This is a genomic window from Hyphomicrobium sp. 2TAF46 (assembly GCF_052114865.1).
Classification (GTDB): Bacteria; Pseudomonadota; Alphaproteobacteria; order Rhizobiales; family Hyphomicrobiaceae; genus Hyphomicrobium_B.
Genome location: NZ_JBFRFO010000002.1, coordinates 441,610 through 460,515, shown reverse-complemented (window position 1 = coordinate 460,515; position 18,906 = coordinate 441,610). Strand labels below are relative to the sequence as shown.

Annotated in this window: 17 protein-coding genes and 1 riboswitch; of the genes, 13 read left to right on the top strand and 4 right to left on the bottom strand. The window is 62.0% G+C overall.

Annotation, left to right across the window (positions count from 1 at the left end; genetic code table 11):
- Positions 1-356: 356 nt before the first annotated feature.
- The 7 genes from rfbC (at position 357) to cbiB (ending at position 7,507) form a co-directional block, all read left to right on the top strand.
- Positions 357-908 (top strand): dTDP-4-dehydrorhamnose 3,5-epimerase, encoded by a 552-nt coding sequence (gene rfbC / locus AB4Z24_RS06050; protein WP_441706558.1) that lies wholly within the window; start codon positions 357-359, stop codon positions 906-908.
- 28 nt (positions 909-936) lie between these two features.
- Positions 937-2,028, top strand: coding sequence for a dTDP-glucose 4,6-dehydratase (gene rfbB / locus AB4Z24_RS06045; protein ID WP_441706556.1), 1,092 nt, complete (start codon positions 937-939; stop codon positions 2,026-2,028).
- Positions 2,025-2,975 carry a dTDP-4-dehydrorhamnose reductase gene (gene rfbD / locus AB4Z24_RS06040; RefSeq protein ID WP_441706554.1) on the top strand — a complete coding sequence of 317 codons (951 nt, stop codon included), beginning with the start codon at positions 2,025-2,027 and terminating at the stop codon, positions 2,973-2,975. Before rfbB ends, rfbD begins: the two co-directional genes overlap by 4 nt.
- A complete protein-coding gene (gene rfbA, locus AB4Z24_RS06035) occupies positions 2,972-3,850 on the top strand; it encodes a glucose-1-phosphate thymidylyltransferase RfbA (RefSeq protein ID WP_441706552.1) in 879 nt (292 codons plus the stop codon). Before rfbD ends, rfbA begins: the two co-directional genes overlap by 4 nt.
- Before the next feature lie 158 nt (positions 3,851-4,008).
- Positions 4,009-4,827, top strand: coding sequence for an oxygen-dependent tRNA uridine(34) hydroxylase TrhO (gene trhO, locus AB4Z24_RS06030; protein WP_441706551.1), 819 nt, complete (start codon positions 4,009-4,011; stop codon positions 4,825-4,827).
- Positions 4,828-4,987: 160 nt separating this feature from the next.
- Positions 4,988-6,484, top strand: coding sequence for a uroporphyrinogen-III C-methyltransferase (gene cobA / locus AB4Z24_RS06025; RefSeq protein WP_441706549.1), 1,497 nt, complete (start codon positions 4,988-4,990; stop codon positions 6,482-6,484).
- Between the two features lie 48 nt (positions 6,485-6,532).
- Positions 6,533-7,507 (top strand): adenosylcobinamide-phosphate synthase CbiB, encoded by a 975-nt coding sequence (gene cbiB, locus AB4Z24_RS06020; RefSeq protein ID WP_441706547.1) that lies wholly within the window; start codon positions 6,533-6,535, stop codon positions 7,505-7,507.
- On the opposite strand, the gene AB4Z24_RS06015 is transcribed toward cbiB, so the two are convergent.
- The 3 genes from AB4Z24_RS06015 to cobU are packed head-to-tail and all read right to left on the bottom strand — an operon-like array spanning position 7,491 to position 10,111.
- Positions 7,491-8,963 (bottom strand): cobyric acid synthase, encoded by a 1,473-nt coding sequence (locus AB4Z24_RS06015; RefSeq protein WP_441706545.1) that lies wholly within the window; start codon positions 8,961-8,963, stop codon positions 7,491-7,493. The two genes, cbiB and AB4Z24_RS06015, sit on opposite strands and share 17 nt — an antisense overlap.
- Positions 8,963-9,580, bottom strand: a complete 618-nt coding sequence (gene cobO / locus AB4Z24_RS06010) for a cob(I)yrinic acid a,c-diamide adenosyltransferase (RefSeq protein ID WP_441706543.1) — start codon at positions 9,578-9,580, stop codon at positions 8,963-8,965. Before cobO ends, AB4Z24_RS06015 begins: the two co-directional genes overlap by 1 nt.
- A 6-nt stretch (positions 9,581-9,586) precedes the next feature.
- Positions 9,587-10,111 (bottom strand): bifunctional adenosylcobinamide kinase/adenosylcobinamide-phosphate guanylyltransferase, encoded by a 525-nt coding sequence (gene cobU, locus AB4Z24_RS06005; protein ID WP_441706541.1) that lies wholly within the window; start codon positions 10,109-10,111, stop codon positions 9,587-9,589.
- Positions 10,112-10,159: 48 nt separating this feature from the next.
- Positions 10,160-10,342, top strand: a riboswitch (cobalamin riboswitch).
- A gap of 115 nt (positions 10,343-10,457) precedes the next feature.
- Here cobU and cobW point away from each other — a divergent pair.
- From cobW to cobJ, 6 genes are read left to right on the top strand one after another with little or no spacing between them, the layout of a single operon-like run.
- On the top strand, positions 10,458-11,495 hold the full coding sequence (gene cobW / locus AB4Z24_RS06000; RefSeq protein ID WP_441706539.1) for a cobalamin biosynthesis protein CobW: 1,038 nt from the start codon (positions 10,458-10,460) through the stop codon (positions 11,493-11,495).
- Positions 11,495-14,764 carry a cobaltochelatase subunit CobN gene (gene cobN / locus AB4Z24_RS05995; RefSeq protein WP_441706537.1) on the top strand — a complete coding sequence of 1,090 codons (3,270 nt, stop codon included), beginning with the start codon at positions 11,495-11,497 and terminating at the stop codon, positions 14,762-14,764. Before cobW ends, cobN begins: the two co-directional genes overlap by 1 nt.
- Entirely contained in the window at positions 14,761-16,029 is a 1,269-nt protein-coding gene (gene cobG / locus AB4Z24_RS05990; RefSeq protein WP_441706535.1) for a precorrin-3B synthase, read from the top strand. Before cobN ends, cobG begins: the two co-directional genes overlap by 4 nt.
- The gene (locus AB4Z24_RS05985; protein ID WP_441706534.1) at positions 16,026-16,655 is read left to right on the top strand and encodes a precorrin-8X methylmutase; all 630 of its coding nucleotides are present in this window, start codon (positions 16,026-16,028) and stop codon (positions 16,653-16,655) included. The genes cobG and AB4Z24_RS05985 overlap by 4 nt, the downstream gene beginning before the upstream one ends.
- Positions 16,652-17,395, top strand: a complete 744-nt coding sequence (locus AB4Z24_RS05980) for a precorrin-2 C(20)-methyltransferase (RefSeq protein ID WP_441706532.1) — start codon at positions 16,652-16,654, stop codon at positions 17,393-17,395. The genes AB4Z24_RS05985 and AB4Z24_RS05980 overlap by 4 nt, the downstream gene beginning before the upstream one ends.
- Complete coding sequence (gene cobJ / locus AB4Z24_RS05975) at positions 17,392-18,147, top strand: precorrin-3B C(17)-methyltransferase (RefSeq protein ID WP_441706531.1); 756 nt, start codon at positions 17,392-17,394, stop codon at positions 18,145-18,147. Before AB4Z24_RS05980 ends, cobJ begins: the two co-directional genes overlap by 4 nt.
- Here cobJ and AB4Z24_RS05970 read toward each other — a convergent pair.
- Positions 18,120-18,905 (bottom strand): cobalt-precorrin-6A reductase, encoded by a 786-nt coding sequence (locus AB4Z24_RS05970; RefSeq protein WP_441706529.1) that lies wholly within the window; start codon positions 18,903-18,905, stop codon positions 18,120-18,122. The genes cobJ and AB4Z24_RS05970 overlap by 28 nt on opposite strands.
- Between the last annotated feature and the right edge of the window lies 1 nt (position 18,906).

Here is an 18,906-nt window from a genome sequence, read left to right as displayed (position 1 = left end):
TTTCAACATAGGAAGTCAAGTAAGTTGTCCACGTAAATTTTTGATGCAGACCCGAGGTCAATTGACGCTTACGCTGTTTGTGACAATTACATTGCACGTCGGAAAATACTGAGATCATCGCGTGATCTTGGTTATCGGCATCCGCGTGGAGAATCGCCGACGATTTTTGTTTCGGCGCCACTTGCCTGTGTATGGCTTGCATCTGTCCGTTGCGCGATGACAACACGTCGACGAAGGTTGCAGGAGATGTGGAAAGCTCTCGTCTATCAGGGATTGTCTCCATAGCGCCTGTTATGCGAACGAAACGCCGTCTCGGCTCATCCGAATGGGCGCAGCGATTACCTGGAATTTTTGTAGTGCAAATTACTGAACTCGAAGTACCGGGCGTTTTTCTCATCACGCCAAAGCGCTTCCACGATGATCGAGGGTTTTTCACCGAGCTTTACAACGCGAAGGCGCTCGCAGACGCCGGGTTCAGGGACGTGTTCGTCCAGGATAACTTTTCGCTCTCGTCGAAGGTTGGAACGATTCGAGGTTTGCACTTTCAGGTTCCACCTTATTCGCAGGTCAAGCTCGTGCGCGCCGGCCGTGGCCGCGTATTCGACGTCGCTGTCGATCTCCGACCAACCTCGCCTACCTACAAACGGTATGTTTCAGCGGAATTATCGGCTGAGAATGGTAACCAAATATATATACCCGACGGTTTTGCACACGGGTTCTGCACGCTGGAACCCGACACCGAGCTCGTCTACAAAGTGTCCAGCCACTATGCGCCGGGTGCCGAAGCTGGCGTGTTGTGGTCCGATCCCGAGCTTGGGATTGCGTGGCCGGTCAGCGCGAGGGATGCGATCCTATCGGAAAAGGATGCGAAGCTTCCCTTGCTGAAAGACATCGCAGGGCTGGGCTGATCGTCATTTAAACGCGGGGGGCGGAAAGATGAGAGTCGTCGTCACAGGAGGCGCCGGTTTTATAGGTTCGGCACTCGTGCGCCATCTCGTGCTGGGTCGCGGCTGGGACGTGCTGAATATCGACAAGCTCACATATGCCGCCAACGTGCAGTCGCTTGCTTCGGTATCCGACAAGAAGAACTACCGGTTTGTCCTTGCAGACATTTGCGATGCCGATGCGATGGCTCGCACATTTGCGGAATTCCGGCCTGATGCGGTGATGCATCTTGCTGCCGAGAGCCACGTTGACCGGTCGATCACGTCTTCGGCCGAATTCATCAAAACGAACATTCTTGGAACTCACGTTCTCCTCGAGGCGAGCCGGCATTACTGGGAAGGCCTGCCGGCGGACCGCCGAAAGAGCTTCAGGTTTCTGCACGTTTCGACGGATGAAGTTTACGGCAGCCTCGACGAGGGGGACTTCTTCGTTGAGAGCACGGCCTACGATCCGAGATCACCGTATTCGGCGAGCAAGGCTTCCTCCGATCATCTCGTGAGCGCGTGGCACGAAACCTACGGACTGCCGGCGCTGATAACGAATTGTTCGAACAATTACGGTCCGTATCATTTTCCCGAGAAGCTCATTCCGCTCATTCTTCTGAACGCGCTAGAAAAGCGACCGCTGCCCGTTTACGGCGACGGACGGAATATCCGGGATTGGCTTTACGTCGAGGATCACGTGAGAGCTTTGACGATGGTTCTCGAACTGGGGCGTGTAGGGCAGACATACAATGTCGGCGGGCGGGCTCCGATGGAGAATATCTCGGTGGTCGAGCGCATTTGCGACGTTCTCGATGACCTTAGGCCGGATGGCGAGTCGCGTCGAAAACTTATTTCTTTTGTTCCCGATCGCCCTGGTCATGACCGGCGGTATGCGATCGATCCCGGCAAGATCGAGACGGAGCTTGGCTGGCGCGCAGAAAATACCTTCGATACCGGCATTGCGGCAACCGTCGAATGGTATTTGGCCAATGAGTGGTGGTGGCGGCCGCTGCGCGAGAAGGTTTATTCGGGAACGCGGCTCGGGTTGCTGCCAACGCAAGCACCAGAAGATGGCGCATTGGCGGAGCAGGTCGTGTGACCGGCGACACGTGCAGCACGCTCATAATTGGTAAAAGCGGTCAGGTTAGTAGTTCTCTTGCCGGATTGTTGGGAGGCGAGGGCTATCGCGTTGTGACCGCTGGGCGGCCGGAGATCGACCTTCGTGATCTGCAATCCGTGAGGCGCGCCATTCTCGCGGCCCGTCCCAAGGTGGTCGTGAACGCCGCCGCCTACACAGCCGTCGATAAGGCCGAGGACGAACCCGATGTTGCTTTCGCGGTCAACGCGACCGGCGCGGAGGCGGCCGCGAAAGCTGCCGCCGAGATCGGTGCCGCAATCATTCATTTCTCGACCGACTACGTGTTCGACGGAAGCAAGCGTGCGCCTTACGCCGAGACGGATGCCGTGTCGCCGATCGGCGTATACGGGCGAAGCAAACTGGAGGGCGAGGAGCGCGTCGCCGCGGCTAACCCGAAGCACATCATTCTACGTACGGCCTGGGTTTTCAGCCCGTTTGGAAGCAACTTCGCGAAGACAATGCTGCGTTTGGGTAGTGAGCGCCCCGAAATCAAAGTCGTTGACGACCAGCGGGGAAATCCGACGTATGCGCCGGATTTGGCGGAGCTCGTCAGCAAACTTCTGCCGCTTGCAAGCGCACCCGCGCCGGATCAGAGGATTTTCGGCACCTTCCACGCCGTGAACCATGGTGAGACGACTTGGTTCGGTTTCGCCAAGGCCATTCTCGAAGGAGCGGCGCGGAGGGGCGGGTGCGAGGTCACTGTGCTGCCGATCGGCACCCGTGATTATCCGACCAAAGCCGAGCGACCCGCGTATTCCGTGCTCTCGACGGACAAGCTTCGCGCGGTCACCGGCTTCGAGCTTCGGCCTTGGACGCAGGCCCTCTCCGATTGCCTCGACCAGCTCGCCGGTTCCCCACTCCGAGAAGCAGCCGCGCGTCCGCAACAGACTGACGGAAAATTCACATGAGCACGCTCAAAGGGATCATTCTTGCAGGCGGAAGTGGGACGCGGCTCTACCCGCTGACGCTCGCCATCTCGAAGCAACTGCTTCCCGTCTACGACAAGCCGATGATCTATTATCCGCTGTCGACGCTGATGCTCGCGGGAATTCGAGACATCCTGATCATCACGACGCCGCATGACCAAGCTCTTTTCAAAAACCTTCTGGGCACCGGCGAGCAGTTCGGCCTGCGCCTGAGCTATGCGGTGCAGCCCGAACCCGAAGGCCTTGCACAGGCGTTCATTATTGGACGCGACTTCATCGGCGGGGATCGATGCGCTCTGGTGCTTGGCGACAATATCTTCTACGGCCACGGCTTCGGCGAGCTTCTGCGCAATGCGGCTCTCCGCGAGCAGGGCGCGACGGTTTTCGCTTACGAAGTCGCGGACCCCGAGCGATACGGCGTCGTGACTTTCGATCAAAGCGGCCGTGCGAAAGCCATCGATGAGAAGCCGCAAAAGCCACGCTCGAATTGGGCTGTCACGGGACTTTATTTCTACGACGAGCGGGTCGTGGAATTGGCTTCCCAAGTTAAGCCGTCGGCGCGAGGCGAACTTGAAATCACAACGCTGAATGAAATGTACCTCAACCTTCACTCGCTCCACGTCGAAAAAATGGGGCGGGGCTTCGCTTGGCTCGATACCGGCACGTTCGATAGCCTCAAAGACGCCAGCGACTACATCGCGACGATCGAGCGGCGTCAGGGACTTAAAATTTCATGTCTTGAGGAAATCGCGGTGCGGATGGGGTTCATCTCCCCCGCCGAGTTGGCCCCCTGGCTCGCTCGTCTGGGGAAGAGTCCCTATGCCGAGTACGTTCGGCGCGTCATCGACGGCTTCTGAGGGCCGAGGCACCCGCCGGTAACCTTCCGCGTTAAGCCAAGTTGCCGCGTCTTGCTCTTCCGGGGCCCAGAACGTATTGAAATGGGCTTGGACGTTCAATCGCGGACGACAGCCGATGATTTGTCCATTCCTGGTCAATTTATGAAAGCCACACGCGCGTGACGGTGAAAGTCGCTGCCTTTTATAAATTCGTTTCGATAGACGATCCGGCGGAGCTTCAGACGAGCCTGCGCGAGCTTTGCGCGGCGCGCGGAATCTTGGGCACGATTCTGATCGCGGACGAGGGCATCAACTCCACCGTATCGGGCGGCGATAGCGACATCGATGCGCTCATCGCGACGATCGTGTCCGATGCGCGGTTTTCCGGTCTCGAGGTCAAATATTCGGAAGCGGCCGAGCATCCGTTTCAGCGCCTCAAGGTGAAGATCAAGAAGGAGATCGTTACGTTCGGTGTTCCCGATGCTAGGCCCTCGGTGGCGACGGGCACGTTTGTCGAACCCGACGCGTGGAATGCGCTGATCGCCGATCCGGATGTTCTGGTCATAGATACGCGCAACGATTACGAATTTCAGGTCGGCACGTTCGAGGGTGCGCAAAATCCCGAAACCCGAGCCTTTAACGAATTTCCCGATTACGTGAAGCGGACGCTTGCTGGCGATCCGAAACGCAAGATCGCAATGTTCTGCACGGGCGGCATCCGCTGCGAGAAGGCGAGCGCGTTTATGCTTCGCGAGGGATTTCCGAACGTCTATCAGCTCAACGGCGGCATTCTGCGCTATCTCGAACAGGTTCCGCCGGAAGAAAGCCTGTGGCGGGGAGAGTGCTTCGTTTTCGACGAACGGGTTGCCCTCGAGCACGGCGTCCGTCAGGGGCATCACACGCTCTGCTCGGAGTGCGGATTTCCGGTCAGGCTGGGGGAGGGAAGCGCCGCTGCCCTCTGTGACGACTGCGGCCAGCCACAGGCCAGCGCGAACTGACGGCGCGGGAGGCGGGCTAAATGGCCCGCAAGGCGCAGCTTCTTAACTTCTTGGTACCAAGGCCGCGGCAGAACTGGTGCTTGCTCGCCGAGCACCGAATGATGATATAGATCCTAGTGTTTCCGCTGTTCTTGGCATTCCGACCGGCCCATTTTCGCAAATGACTGTTCGCAAACCCGACGATGACAATCCGAATGCGGATCAGCGCGCGACGCTGGAGCAACTCATCCGCTGGCGGCGGGATGTGCGGCGGTTCAAGCGGGATGCCGTTCCCGATGCCCTGGTGGAGCGGCTTTTGCGGCTCGCAGATCTCGCTCCCTCGGTCGGCAACAGTCAGCCGTGGCGCATCGTCAACGTGCCATCGGCGGAATTGCGGACCAGGGTCGAAGAGAACTTCGAAGCGGCCCGGAACCGTGCCGGCAGTGGCTATAACAGCGATCAGGCGGATCTCTACTTTCGACTAAAGCTCGCAGGATTGGACGCTGCGCCCGTGCATCTCGCGATCTTTTGCGATCACGGCGTGCTGCAGGGTCACGGGCTCGGACGGCAAACGATGCCGGAGACGCTCGATTATTCCTGCGCGTGCATGGTGACGGTGCTTTGGCTTGCCGCCCGGGAAGCAGGTCTTGGCCTCGGTTGGGTATCGATCGTCGATCCTGCCGAGGTCGCGAAGATGCTTGGCGCGCCGCCCGATTGGAGGCTCGTCGGGTATCTCCTGCTCGGCTGGCCCGAAGAAGAACATCTCGATCCTGAGCTCGAGAGACATGGATGGCAGCCGCGTACAGCCTTCGAGACGCGTTATTTTACTGCGGGTGCTGCGCCACTTCTGAACAAAGCAAAGGGCACGCGGCCTGCAGAGGCAACACGTCAGGGCTCAGTTACACTCGTTGGAGCGGGACCGGGCGATCCGGAGCTTTTGACGATCAAGGCTCTTTATGCGTTGCAAGCTGCCGACGCTGTGCTGTTCGACGATCTCGTCGCCAAACCGATCCTCGATCTCGTCCGTCCCGGCGCGCGGCTGATCGATGTCGGCAAGCGAGGATATCGGAAGTCGTGCAAGCAACCCGACATCAATGCGCAAATGGTGTCGCTGGCGCGCGAGGGGCTCAATGTCGTCCGTCTCAAGTCGGGCGATCCCTTGATTTTCGGGCGCGCCGGGGAAGAGATCGAAGCGTGCGAGGCTGCCGGCATCGCGATTAGCGTCGTGCCGGGCGTGACCTCTGCTCAGGGCGCGGCGGCAAATCTCAAGGTATCGCTGACCAACCGCAATCATGCGCGCCGTTTGCAGTTCATTACGGCGCATGACCGGCACGGGGCGTTGCCCAAGGACATCGACTGGAGTGCCGTTGCCGACAGCGCCGCGACGACCGTCATCTACATGCCGAAGCGGACGCTTGCGGAACTGGCCGAGATTGCGCTCGTGCACGGACTCGATCCACAAACGCCGGCGATCGCGGTTGCGAATGCGACACGGCCGGACGAGCGTGTCTTTGCCTCAACCATCGGGGCCATTGCCGCAGCGCTTGATGCGGCGCATCCGGACGGGCCGGTGCTCGTCATGCTCGGGGAGGCTTTGCGTTATGCAACGGCGCGAGATGCGGCGAAGCAGGCGGAAGATATCGCGGTAGAGCACGGCGTTTTGCCGGAACAATCCTGAGATTGCCAGTGGTGCTCCTCTTGCTCCCCTCCATTGCGTGCAACGTCCGTGAGTGAGTCCACCACGCTTCTGGTTCTCGTCGCTGCGCTCGCGCTTGAAGCCGCCTTTGGATATCCGAATTGGATTTATCAGCGCATGGGCCATCCGGTGTCCTGGATCGGTTCGCTCATTGCGACGCTCGATCGCCGGCTCAACCGCGAGAGCGAGAGCGACGACAAGCGCCGCGTGGCGGGTATCATTGCTTTAACAATCGTTGTGGGGACCGTCGGAGCCATTGCATGGCTGGTCGAACGTCTGGCCGCGCATAGCTCATTTGGCGGCATTTTTGTTGCGATACTCGCTTCGACGTTGATTGCGAGCCGAAGCCTTTACGACCATGTCGCCGCCGTCGCACGTGCGCTTGACGAAGAGGGGCTCGCAGGCGCGCAGCGGGCGGTCGGCCGCATTGTCGGGCGCAATCCCGAGACACTCGACGAACATGGCGTCGCCCGTGCCGCGATCGAAAGCCTCGCCGAGAACGCGTCCGACGGCGTCGTCGCGCCGGTGTTCTGGTTTGCCTTTTTTGGGCTGCCGGGCCTTGCCGTTTATAAGGCGATCAATACCGCCGACAGCATGATCGGCCATCGGACGAAGCGGCATGAGGCGTTCGGATGGGCTGCGGCTCGGCTCGACGATCTCGTCAATCTGCCGGCGTCACGGCTGACGGGATTGATGTTTGCGGCAGCGGCTCTTTTCATCCGGGGTGCATCGCCGGCTGCCGCGCTCGAGGCGATGTCTCGCGATGCTTCGAAACACCGGTCGCCGAACGCAGGTTGGGCAGAAAGCGCGATGGCGGGAGCGCTGGGGTTCAAGCTCAACGGGCCGAAGGTCTATGGCGACGTACGCGTCGAGGATGCTTACATGGGCAACGGACGCCGAGAGCTGACAGCGGATGATATTCACGCGTCGCTTCGGCTGTCGGTGTTCGCATGGGGCATCATGATCGCGACGCTCTTGTTCTTCGCCGTCATTTTGCGAGGCTGAGAAGGTCGTCGACGGCGATGTGGCGCGCGAGGTGCTCGGCGAAACGGTCGAGGATGTCGTCGACTTCCGCCTCGTAGCTGGTTCCCGATGCTTCGACGCCGAATGTCGAAAGGATTGCCGCGCGCGCGGCGTCGGACGAAAAGATCCCGTGGACGTAGCATCCCGCGACCCGGCCGTCCGGCGACGTTGCGCCGTCGCTGCGGCCATCGGCAAATGTCAGGATCGGGCGCGCCGTGTCGGGTCCAACTGTCCGGCCGACGTGCATCTCGTAGCCTTGGAAGGGCGCTGCGTTCACGTTGAGCGTTCCGGTAACGGTGGCCAACGTCTTTGCGGTTTCAAATTCCGTCTCGACGTCGAGGAGGCCGAGGCCTTCGACGGTTCTTGGGGGTCCTTCGACGCCGGCAGCATCGGTGATGCGCTTGCCCAGCATTTGATAGCCGCCGCAAAGTCCGAGCACGTGTCCACCCCGCCGGACGTGAGCCTTGATGTCGATATCCCAGCCTTCGGTGCGGAGGGCGGCGAGATCGTCGATCGTTGCCTTCGAGCCTGGCAGCAGGATGAGGTCCACGTCGGCCGGAATGGGCCGGCCGGATTCGATCATCGCGACGGCGACGCCCGGCTCGCTGCGCAACGGGTCGAGGTCGTCGAAATTCGAAATGCGCGGCAGAACGGGAACCGCGATGCGAAGCTTCACATTCGTGCCCGGTTTCGATGCTTTCGCAAGATCGCGGAGGGCGAGTGCATCCTCGGCAGGAAGCTTCCGCGCATCATTGAAGAACGGCACGAGACCGAGGGGCGCCCATCCCGTCATTTTCGCAATCGCCGTCATGCCGTCGGCGAAGAGGGCGGGATCGCCGCGCATTTTGTTGACGATGAAGCCGCGGATCATTGCTGCGTCGTCCCGTTCAAGGACGCGCTCTGTTCCGACGAGGCTGGCAATGACGCCACCGCGATCGATGTCGCCGATCAGGACGACCGGCACACCGGCCGCGCGCGCGAAGCCAAGGTTTGCAATATCGTTCTTGCGGAGATTGATTTCCGACGCGCTGCCCGCGCCTTCGACGAGGACGAAATCGGCTTCGGCCCTCAGGTGTTCGAAGCTTTCGAGGACCGCCGGGAGAAGCTCGCGTTTTTTGGTTTGAAACTCGCGGGCTTTGGCGGATCCGATCATTCTGCCCTGTACGACGATCTGGGCGCCTGTCTCGCTTTCGGGTTTCAGAAGAACGGGGTTCATGTGAACCGATGGCGCGACGCGGGCCGCGCGCGCCTGGAGTGCCTGCGCGCGGCCTATCTCGCCGCCATCGGCCGTCACCGCGGCATTGTTCGACATGTTCTGCGGCTTGAACGGCACGACGGGAATGCCGCGGTTCGCGAGGAGACGGCAGAGGCCAGCCACCATCAGCGATTTACCGACGTCCGAGCCGGTACCTGAAAACATCAGGGCGCGCGCTGGCATTAGAACTCGATGCCTTCCTGCGCTTTGATGCCGGCCGCGAAGTGATGCTTCACGGCGGCCATTTCGGTCACGCCGTCGGCGAGCGCGATCAGTTCCGGCTTGGCGTTGCGGCCCGTCGCGACGATGTGGAGATCGGGTCGGCGGGCACGTAGCGTTTCGATGACCTCGTCGAGCGGAAGGTAGTCGTAGCGAAGCGCGATGTTGATTTCGTCGAGGATGAGAAGGCGGATGGACGGATCCGCCATCAACTCTTTCGCTTTCGTCCAGGCGCGCTCGGCCGCCGCAATGTCGCGCGCCTTGTCCTGGGTTTCCCAGGTGAAGCCTTCGCCCATCGTGTGCCAGGAAACCTGATCGCCGAACTTGCTAAGCGCATCGCGTTCCCCGGTCGTCCATGCGCCTTTGATGAACTGCACGACGCCGACGCGCCAGCCGTGTCCGAGCGCGCGCAAGACTAAGCCAAAGGCGGCCGTCGACTTGCCTTTGCCGGGACCAGTGTGAACGAGGAGAACACCCTTCTCGATCGCCTTGGAGGCGACCTCGGCATCTTGCACGGCTTTGCGCTTCGCCATCTTTGCCCGGTGGCGTTCGGCTTCGCTGTCCGTCGGTTCGCTGGTCACGTTGCTTCAGCCTTTCAAATTTAGAGGCAGGCCCGCGGCGACAAAGACGACCTTGTCCGCGACGGCTGCGATTTTCTGGTTGAGACGTCCGGCCTCGTCGCGGAAGGCACGCGCCAGAGCATTCTCCGGCACGATGCCGAGACCGACTTCGTTCGAAACGATGACGCAGGGCGCAATGCGCTTCGAAAGAGCTTTGATCAATTCTTCGGTCGCATCCGGAACCGAATGTTCCGCGTGCATCAAATTCGAAACCCACAAGGTCAAGCAGTCGACGAGCGACGGCAGCTCGGACGTCCGGTTTGCCAAAGTGCCGGCGATATCGAGCGGCGTTTCGTGCTGAACCCAGCCGGTGCTTCGGCGGCTTTTATGCTGTTTGATCCGCTCATTCATCTCGCCGTCGAAAGCTTCGGCCGTGGCAATGTAGGCCCAGGGTCCGGGCAGGCTTGTCACAAGGCGTTCGGCGTACAGGCTTTTGCCCGAGCGCGCCCCACCGAGAACCAATGTCAACTGTGGCAGGGGTGGCGTCGGCATGGGCTACTTTCGGGGCGTTTTCGGCGATTGACGAAGCATAGGCGCTCACTTATCGATGGTGAGGACGGTCCCTCGCAAGAGGGTTCAAAGGGAATGCGGTATCAACTCCGCAGCTGCCCCCGCAACTGTTAGCGGTGAGCGCTGGCGATATGGCCACTGGACGATGTCCGGGAAGGTCGTCAGACGCTGAGACCCGTGAGCCAGGAGACCTGCCGTCTCAGATCGTTTTTCCAGCCGTCGCCGGTGGGGCGAGAAAGGTTAACATGCACTTCAGCATCCTTCGCGCACATCATTGCGCACCAATCCAACATGCGCCTCATGTCCACGGAACCTCGGAGTTCTGCCAATGAGCGTCCGCAAGGTCCCTGTCACAATCGTCACGGGTTTTCTCGGCGCTGGTAAGACGACGCTCGTGCGCCACGCAATCGAGAACGCCGAGGGCCGCCGCTTAGCGTTGATCGTCAACGAATTCGGCGACGTCGGCGTCGACGGCGCTATTCTTCGTTCGTGCGGCATCGCGAATTGCCCTGAGGAAAACATCGTCGAGCTGACGAACGGCTGCCTCTGCTGCACCGTTGCCGACGATTTCGTGCCGACGCTCGAGGCGCTGCTATCGCGAAATCCGCCGCCCGAGCACATCATCGTCGAGACGTCGGGGCTCGCACTCCCCAAGCCGCTGGTCAAAGCTTTCGAGTGGCCGGACATACGCAATCGCGTGACGGTCGACGGCGTCGTCACCGTCGTTGACGGGCCGGCGGTGAAGGCCGGACGGTTCGCAGACGATCCGGTGAAGGTCGCGGCGCAACGCGCGGCCGACCCGTCCGTCGATCACGAAAATCCGCTGGAGGAAGTCTACGAGGATCAGCTTCTCTGTGCCGATCTCGTTGTCTTGAACAAGACCGATCTCTTGTCGGCTGAAGAGGCGGATCAGATCACGGAAGAGATCCGAGCCGGCGTTCCGCGCGCCATCAAGATCGTCGCGACGCGCGAGGGCCGCGTTCCTGCGAGCGTGTTGCTTGGTCTTTCGGCGGCTGCCGAGAACGATCTGGCCGCCCGTCCCTCGCATCATGACAACGAGCCGGACCACGACCACGACGATTTCGAGACGTTCATTGTCGACGTTCCGCCGCTGGCGTCGCCCGCCGATCTCGCGTCGCGCGCCAAGGCCATTGCCAATGCCCACGACGTGCTACGCATCAAAGGCTTTGCGGCGATCGACGGCAAGCCAATGCGGCTCCTATTGCAGGGCGTCGGCGAACGCGTGGATACGCGGTACGAGCGCGCTTGGCGGGACGATGAGCCACGACTTGGAAAGCTCGTCGTCATCGGCCAGAAGGGGCTCGACCGTGAAGGCATCACCAGGACTCTGACAGGCGCGGCCTAATGCATATCGTCGTTCGCGAGAGCCGGGATCTCGATGAGGCCGCCGTGCCTCAGGATCTCGGACTTGCGCCCGCCGATATCGTGTTTCTTTCGTTTTCGGATTCCGACCTGGCGATGGCGGCGGCGGCGTTTCGTTCGGTTGCCGCCGATGCGCGGCCGAGCCTCCGCGTCGCCAATCTCAATGCGCTCAGGCATCCGATGTCGGTCGATCTTTTCGCCGACACAACGCTTGCCGGTACGAAGGCCGTGCTCATCAGGTTGCTCGGCGGCCTCGATTATTGGCGCTATGGCGGCGAGCAATTCGGGAAGCGCTGCCGCGACCTCGGAATTGCCTTGGCCATCGTGCCGGGCGACGGTCGCCCCGACATACGGCTTGCCGCGCTTTCCACCATCGATGCCGAGGATCTGACGCGGCTCGGCGCCCTTCTCGATCAAGGCGGCGTCGAGAACACGCGGGCGGCGCTGCAGGGGGTGTTGTCCCGGGCTGAGCATAGTCGCGCGAACATTCCGACGCCGTCCATCATTCCGAGCTTCGGCATCTATCGGGAAAGCGCGCTGGGGACGGCCGACATTGGAACGGCGGCTGTCGTCTTCTATCGCTCGCATTTGCTTGCCGGTGACGTTGCGCCGATCGACGCGCTGATCGATGCTCTCGATCATCGCGGCCTCGCAACGACGGCCCTCTATGTGCCGAGTCTCAAGGCGCCCGAGGCGGCGGCGTGGCTCGGCAACGAACTCTCCCGAGTGCGCCCGAGCATCGTCATTAACGCAACGGCGTTCGCAGCGCGCGATGGAGCTGAGGGATCTCCGCTCGGCCGGTGCGATTGTCCGGTTCTGCAAGTGGCGCTCGCGAATGCGTCGCGGGCGGCGTGGGAAAATTCGCAGCGCGGGCTCGGCGCATCCGATCTCGCAATGCACGTCGTTCTGCCGGAACTCGACGGCCGGCTTTTTTCGGGCGTCGTTTCGTTCAAGGAAGAGGACGATCTCGGCAGCGATTTGGGGATGTCGCTCTTCCGGCATGCGTCTTACGGGACGGGTGTTGAACACGTCGCGGATCTTGCCGCTGGTTGGGCGCGATTGAAAACGTCGCCTCGGAATACGCGCCGCGTGGCGTTGCTGCTCTCGACCTATCCTGGGCGGCCCGATCAGATCGCGCACGCCGTTGGGCTCGACGGGCTCGCCAGCGCCTGCAAGATCGCAGCGGGGTTGCGCGACGAAGACTACGCGATTTCCGGCGCGCCGGCGGAAGGGAAAGATCTTGTTCGGCGGCTTGGCTCCGATGCGCAGCAGATGCGTTGGTCGGTCGAAGAATATCGTGCTGCCTTCGCTCAGCTCCCGGAGGCTTTTCGCGACAGTGTGACGGCGGCTTGGGGCGAACCGGAAGCCGACAGCTTTGCCGTCGACGGTGCGTTTTCGTTCCGTGCTGCGGAGTTCGGAAATTTCCTGATCGGACTGCAGCCGGAGCGCGGGCAGGTTCAGGACCGGAAAGCGCAATATCACGATCCATCGACGCCGCCGCGCCATAGCTATGTCGCGTTCTATCTCTGGCTCAGACACGTTGCGAAGATCGATGCGCTGATCCATCTCGGGGCGCACGGCACGCTCGAATGGCTGCCGGGCAAGGCGATCGCGGGAAGCGACGCCTGCGCGCCGCGAGCGTTGCTCGGGCCAGTGCCGATGATCTATCCGTTCATCGTCAACGATCCGGGCGAAGCCGCGCAGGCCAAGCGCAGGCTTGCCGCCGTGACGCTCGGGCATCGTCCGCCGCCAATGGTCGAAGCCGGACTTTCCGGCCCGTTAAGTGATCTCGAACAGCTCGTCGATGAATTCTCGTCCGCTGATGGTTTAGATCCCCGGCGGCGAAAGGCTTTGTCGGGACAGATCGTCGATGCGGCTTTTCGCGCCGGGATCGCGGAGCGCTGTGGTCTCGAAGCCGGCATGTCTCCAAGCGATGCGCTGATGCGGATCGACGCGTTTCTCTGCGATGTGAAAGAACTGGCGATCCGAGACGGCCTGCATGTGATCGATGATACCGAACTCGATGCGATCGTCCGTGCGCTGGACGGAAAGTTCATCGAGCCGGGACCGGCGGGCGCGCCGAGCCGCGGGCGATCCGATGTTCTGCCTACCGGTCGCAATCTTTATAGCGTCGATCCGCGTAGCGTGCCGACGCCGACCGCATGGGCGAACGGCAGGCGCGCCGCCAAGGCTATTCTCGATCGGTATGTCGGCGATCACGGCGATTGGCCACGCGCGATCGTGCTCGACCTTTGGGGCAGCGCGACGCTGCGCACGGGCGGGGAAGAGCTTGCGACGGCGCTGGCTTTGCTCGGCGTCCGGCCCGTGTGGGATCATCGGTCCTATCGCGTTACGGGGATCGAAACAGAAGCACTGGCGGAACTCGGTCGCCCGCGCGTCGATGTAACGTTGCGCATTTCCGGGCTTTTTCGCGACATGTTCGGTGCGCAGCTCGCGCTCTTCGACAGCGCCGTTTCTCTCGTTGCGGGTTTGTCAGAGGAGGAGGCCGATAATCCGTTGCGTGCGGCGGAGGACGGAAACGGGAGGATCGATCGTATCTTCGGTCCGGCCGATGGCAGCTACGGTTCGGGCGTCATGCAGCACATCGACCGCGGCGACTGGTCGAAGCGCGAGGACCTCGGCGGGGCTTACCTCGAGAGTTCGGCGCACAGCTATCGCAATGATACTTCGGGTTCCGACGCGGGAGAAGATTTCAAAGATCGCGTGAAGGCCGCGGACGCGTTCGTTCACGTGCAGGATCACAGCGAGATCGATCTGCTGACGGGAGGCGATTTCGCGGCTCACGAAGGCGGGTTCGCTGCTGCGGCTGCTGCCGTCGGCAACAGCGGCGTTGCGCTCTATCACGGCGATACGGCCGCGCCGGAAACGCCGCGCGTACGGACGCTGCAAGAAGAATGCGCACGCGTCATTCATGGTCGCGCCGCCAATTCGCGCTGGATCGAAGGGCAGATGCGGCACGGCTATCGCGGAGCTGCGGAGATGGCGCAAAGCGTCGACGCGGCGTTCGCGTTCGCGGCGACGGCATCGGCAGTCGATAACGGCGGCTTCGAGCGTCTCTACAACGCGTATCTCGGCGATCCTGCCGTCGCGGCATTCATCGAACGCGAAAATCCGGCGGCGATGGAAGCGATGCGCCGGCGTTTCGCAGAGGCGATTTCGCGGGGGCTTTGGAAACCGCGCCGTAACGATTTGCAAGCTGGAACAGGCAAGCCGCGCGAGGCCGCCGAATGACCGCGCCCGCTCACTTGATAAAGGGATGGTGTCCCGGCGCGCTTCGGCCGATGCGTTCGGGCGACGGGCTGATCGTGCGCATCAAACCGCGTGCGGGGGCGTTCTCAATTTCCGCTCTGGCGGCAATTGCGGATGCGGCGGCGCGCTTCGGTTCGGGCGAGATCGATCTTACCAATCGCGGCAATCTGCAATTGCGCGGCGTATCGGACGATAGCTACGATGATGCGATTACTGCGCTCCGTGCGGCGGACTTGATCGATCGTTCGGCGGCCGTCGAGACCGTGCGCAATGTCGTTGTCGATCCGTTGAGCGGCATCGATCCGGAGCATCAAAATGTGCGCGATGTCGCTGCACGCTTTGAAGACGTGCTCGCTGACGATGCGCGGCTTTGGGTCCTTCCAGGAAAATTCGGCTTTAGTTTTTCGGGAAGCTCCGAGCCGGTGGTTGCGGGCCGGCCAGCCGACATCATGATCGCGGTGACGGCTGAAGGCTTTGACATTTGCCTCGATGGTGCGGCCGATCTCCGGTGCGCGGTCGCGGAAGGTGACGTGATCGATGCCGTGCGGCGGCTGGCGCTGGTGTTCTTGGATCTTGCGGCGAAAGATCCCGCACTGCGGAGAATGAAGGATGCTGTTGCACGCTCTGGCGCCGGGCGCATTTTCGAACTGGCGGGATTGCAGGCATCTTCACGATCGGAGGAGGCGGCGATCGGTTCGGAGTCTGCCGGAATGCTTTCGCGCGCGGATTGCGTGTTCGGAGTTGGCATCGGGTTGCCGTTCGGACGAATTACGGCCGATCAGCTCGGGCGGCTCTGCCAATCCGCGGAGGCGGCGAAGCTCAAGGACGTATTTACAAGTCCGCAGCGCATTCTCGTTTTTCCGGTGGCGGAGCGTCCGAGTGCCGAACTGATTCTGGAGGCGGCCGATGATATCGGTTTAATCGTCGTCCCCGAAGATGCCCGGCTGCAGATGGACGTATGCCCTGGTTCGCCGGGATGCGGCAACGCTACCACCGACACGCGTGGCGATGCGCGGCGGTTGGTTGGCGCTCTGAACGGCTCGTTGAGCGGCTATTCGGTTCACATTTCCGGCTGCGAAAAAGGGTGCGCCCGGCAGTCTGCTGCAGATTTCACGCTTATCGCGCGCGCGGGACGCTACGATCTCATTCGCAACGGCGTTCCGGGCGATCCGGCGGCGTTGGCAAACGTCGAAGCGGATGATATCGGCAACGCCGTTTCACGCTTCATTTTGGACTCCGCATCATGACGGTTCAAGACTACATCCGGGACGGCGCGGCGATTTACGCGCGTTCCTTTGCGATCATTCGCGCCGAGGCGGAGCTCGCGCGGTTTTCGCCGGAGGAAGAACGTGTGGCCGTGCGGATCATCCATGCGTGCGGCATGGTCGAGATCGCGCGCGATATTATCATGTCGCCGTCATTTGCGCAGAGCGCCGCGTCGGCCTTGGCGGCGGGTGCGCCGATCCTCTGTGACTCGATGATGGTCGCGGACGGAATCACGCGGGCGCGTCTCTCGGCAAAGAATCCGGTCATCTGCACGCTTCGCGATCCGAGGGTGCCGGAAATTGCCGCCGAGATCGGCAATACGCGGACGGCGGCTGCGATGGAACTCTGGAAGCCGCATCTGGCCGGTTCCGTCGTCGTCGTCGGCAATGCGCCGACGGCTCTCTTCCGTCTTATCGAGCTATTGGACGCGGGAGCGCCGAAGCCGGCGGCCGTTATCGGAATGCCGGTCGGCTTCGTCGGCGCAATTGAATCGAAAGAGGCGCTAGCCGCCGATGGGCGCGTTCCATTTGCGATCGTGCGCGGCCGCAAGGGTGGCAGTGCCATGGCCGCAGCAGCCGTCAACGCGCTTGCGAGCGAGGCCGAATGAACGAAGTGAAGTCCGGGACGCTGTTCGGTGTCGGTCTTGGGCCGGGAGATCCGGAGCTCATGACGCTGAAGGCGGTGCGCGTGCTTGGCGCAGCGCCGGTCGTCGCGCATTTTCGCAAGAGCGGCCGGCCGGGGCACGCGCGCACGATTGCGAACGCGTACATTTCCGGAGCCGTCATCGAGGCAGCGTTCGATTATCCGGTGACGACCGAGATCGATTTTCGTGAAGACGGTTATGTTTCGGCAATCCGCGAGTTTTACGCGGAGTGTGCGGAGGCGATCGCGGGGCATCTCGGTGAGGGTCGCGACGTGGCGCTTCTCTGCGAAGGCGATCCGTTCTTCTACGGATCATTTCTGCACATGTACGATCGCATCAAGTCGGCCTATCCGGTCACGGTCATACCGGGCATCACGGGCATGTCCGGATGCTGGACGGCGGCACGGGCGCCGATCACCTATGGCGATGACATATTGGCGGTGCTGCCAGGCACGCTCGATCGCGCGGTTCTTGCGAAACATCTCGAGGGCGCCGACGCGGCCGTCATCATGAAGGTCGGCCACAACCTGCAAAAGATCAAAGAAGCGCTGAAAGATGCGGGGCGCTTTCAAGATGCCATTTATGTCGAGCGGGGAACGATGCCTGGCGAACGGATTGTGCCGCTGGCCGACCTCGGCGATTGCGCGGTTCCCTATTTCTCGATCGTGCTGCTGCCGGGTGGACGTGGACGGCGCATCGCATGAAGGGGCAACTGGTCATCGCCGGTCTCGGACCAGGGCCGGAAGGCTGGGTTACGCCGGCTGCTACGGAGGCCGTCGCGGCTGCGGATATCATCCTCGGCTATACGCCCTATGTGAACCGGATCACAGCGCGGCCGGGGCAGGTTCTTGAAGCGTCTGACAATCGCGAAGAACTGGCGAGAGCCGAGCGCGCGCTGGCACTCGCGGCCGGCGGGAGCCGCGTTGTTGTCGTCTCGGGCGGAGATCCGGGCGTCTTCGCGATGGCGGCGGCGGTGTACGAGGCCGTCGAGAGCAATCCGGCGTCGGTGGAGGATGTCGACATTCGGGTCGAGCCGGGGGTGACGGCGATGCTTGCGGCGGCGGCACGCATCGGTGCTCCGTTGGGGCATGACTTTTGCGCCATTTCGCTTTCCGATAATTTGAAGTCTTGGACGACGATCGAGAAGCGCTTGCGGCTCGCCGCCGAGGCTGACTTCGTCATCGCGCTCTACAACCCTGCTTCGAAGGCGCGTCCGCAGCAGATCAGGAAGGCGTTCGAAATTCTGAGTGCGGTGCTGCCGCCTGAAACGATTGTCGTCTTCGCTCGAGCCGTCGGACGGCCGGACGAGGAGATCGATGTGGCGACGCTGGCACGCGCGCCGGAAATGCCGTGCGATATGCGCACGCTTGTCATCATCGGATCACAGGCGACGCGTCAGGTGAGGTCCCCTGATGGGCGTGCGTGGGTTTACACGCCGCGCGCGGAGCGACGATGACGATACGTTTCAATCCAGGCCAGCGCTTCCTCCACCGACGTCACTGTCGGTCGCAAGCCGATCGCGGGGCGGCGAACCATATGCACCTTGACGCCAAGCTGGCGCGCGGCTTCGATCTTGGAATATGTGGCGTTGCCGCCCGCGTTCTTGGCGAGCACGTGGCGGATGCCGTGGTGCGCGAAAAGCGCGATGTCGTCTTCCGCGCGAAACGGGCCACGCGCCGCGATGATCGTCGCGTGTGGAAGGTTTGCGGGCGGTTCGCTCGCATCGACGACGCGGATCGCGTAACGATGCTGTGGTGCTCCACTCAGCGCGGCGATTGCCTGCCGTCCGAGGCCGGAGAAGACGTCTTGCGGCGTCGAAGGCAGGCCAGCGATGGCAGCTTCGATGCTGTCGTACTCGGTCCAGTCGTCGCCTTTGATTGGCGTCCATGGCGGCCGCTCGACCGCAAGCAGAGGGATGCGTGCCGCCGGGGCCGCGGAAATTGCGTTCCGGCTTATATTGGCAGCGAACGGATGTGTCGCGTCTATGAGGAGATCGATATTCTCACGGGTCAGGTATCCGGAGAGACCGTCCACGCCGCCGAAGCCGCCGACACGAACGGGCAAGGGGCTCGCGGCCGGATTGGCCGTGCGGCCGGCGAGCGACAGGGTCGCCGCGACGGTTTTGTCGTTCGCCAAGCGTTGCGCGAGAGACATCGCCTCACTCGTTCCGCCGAGGAGCAGCACACGCAACGGACTGTCGGAATTCGTGATCATG

Excerpts from the sequence above, each read along its gene's own strand:
- cobN (WP_441706537.1), top strand. The coding sequence starts at position 11,495 with ATGCATATCGTCGTTCGCGAGAGCCGGGATCTCGATGAGGCCGCCGTG.
- AB4Z24_RS05985 (WP_441706534.1), top strand. The coding sequence starts at position 16,026 with ATGACGGTTCAAGACTACATCCGGGACGGCGCGGCGATTTACGCGCGT.
- AB4Z24_RS05980 (WP_441706532.1), top strand. The coding sequence starts at position 16,652 with ATGAACGAAGTGAAGTCCGGGACGCTGTTCGGTGTCGGTCTTGGGCCG.
- AB4Z24_RS06015 (WP_441706545.1), bottom strand. The coding sequence starts at position 8,963 with ATGCCAGCGCGCGCCCTGATGTTTTCAGGTACCGGCTCGGACGTCGGT.
- cobW (WP_441706539.1), top strand. The coding sequence starts at position 10,458 with ATGAGCGTCCGCAAGGTCCCTGTCACAATCGTCACGGGTTTTCTCGGC.
- cobU (WP_441706541.1), bottom strand. The coding sequence starts at position 10,111 with ATGCCGACGCCACCCCTGCCACAGTTGACATTGGTTCTCGGTGGGGCG.
- AB4Z24_RS05970 (WP_441706529.1), bottom strand. The coding sequence starts at position 18,905 with ATGATCACGAATTCCGACAGTCCGTTGCGTGTGCTGCTCCTCGGCGGA.
- rfbB (WP_441706556.1), top strand. The coding sequence starts at position 937 with ATGAGAGTCGTCGTCACAGGAGGCGCCGGTTTTATAGGTTCGGCACTC.
- cobA (WP_441706549.1), top strand. The coding sequence starts at position 4,988 with ATGACTGTTCGCAAACCCGACGATGACAATCCGAATGCGGATCAGCGC.
- rfbA (WP_441706552.1), top strand. The coding sequence starts at position 2,972 with ATGAGCACGCTCAAAGGGATCATTCTTGCAGGCGGAAGTGGGACGCGG.
- cobJ (WP_441706531.1), top strand. The coding sequence starts at position 17,392 with ATGAAGGGGCAACTGGTCATCGCCGGTCTCGGACCAGGGCCGGAAGGC.
- cobG (WP_441706535.1), top strand. The coding sequence starts at position 14,761 with ATGACCGCGCCCGCTCACTTGATAAAGGGATGGTGTCCCGGCGCGCTT.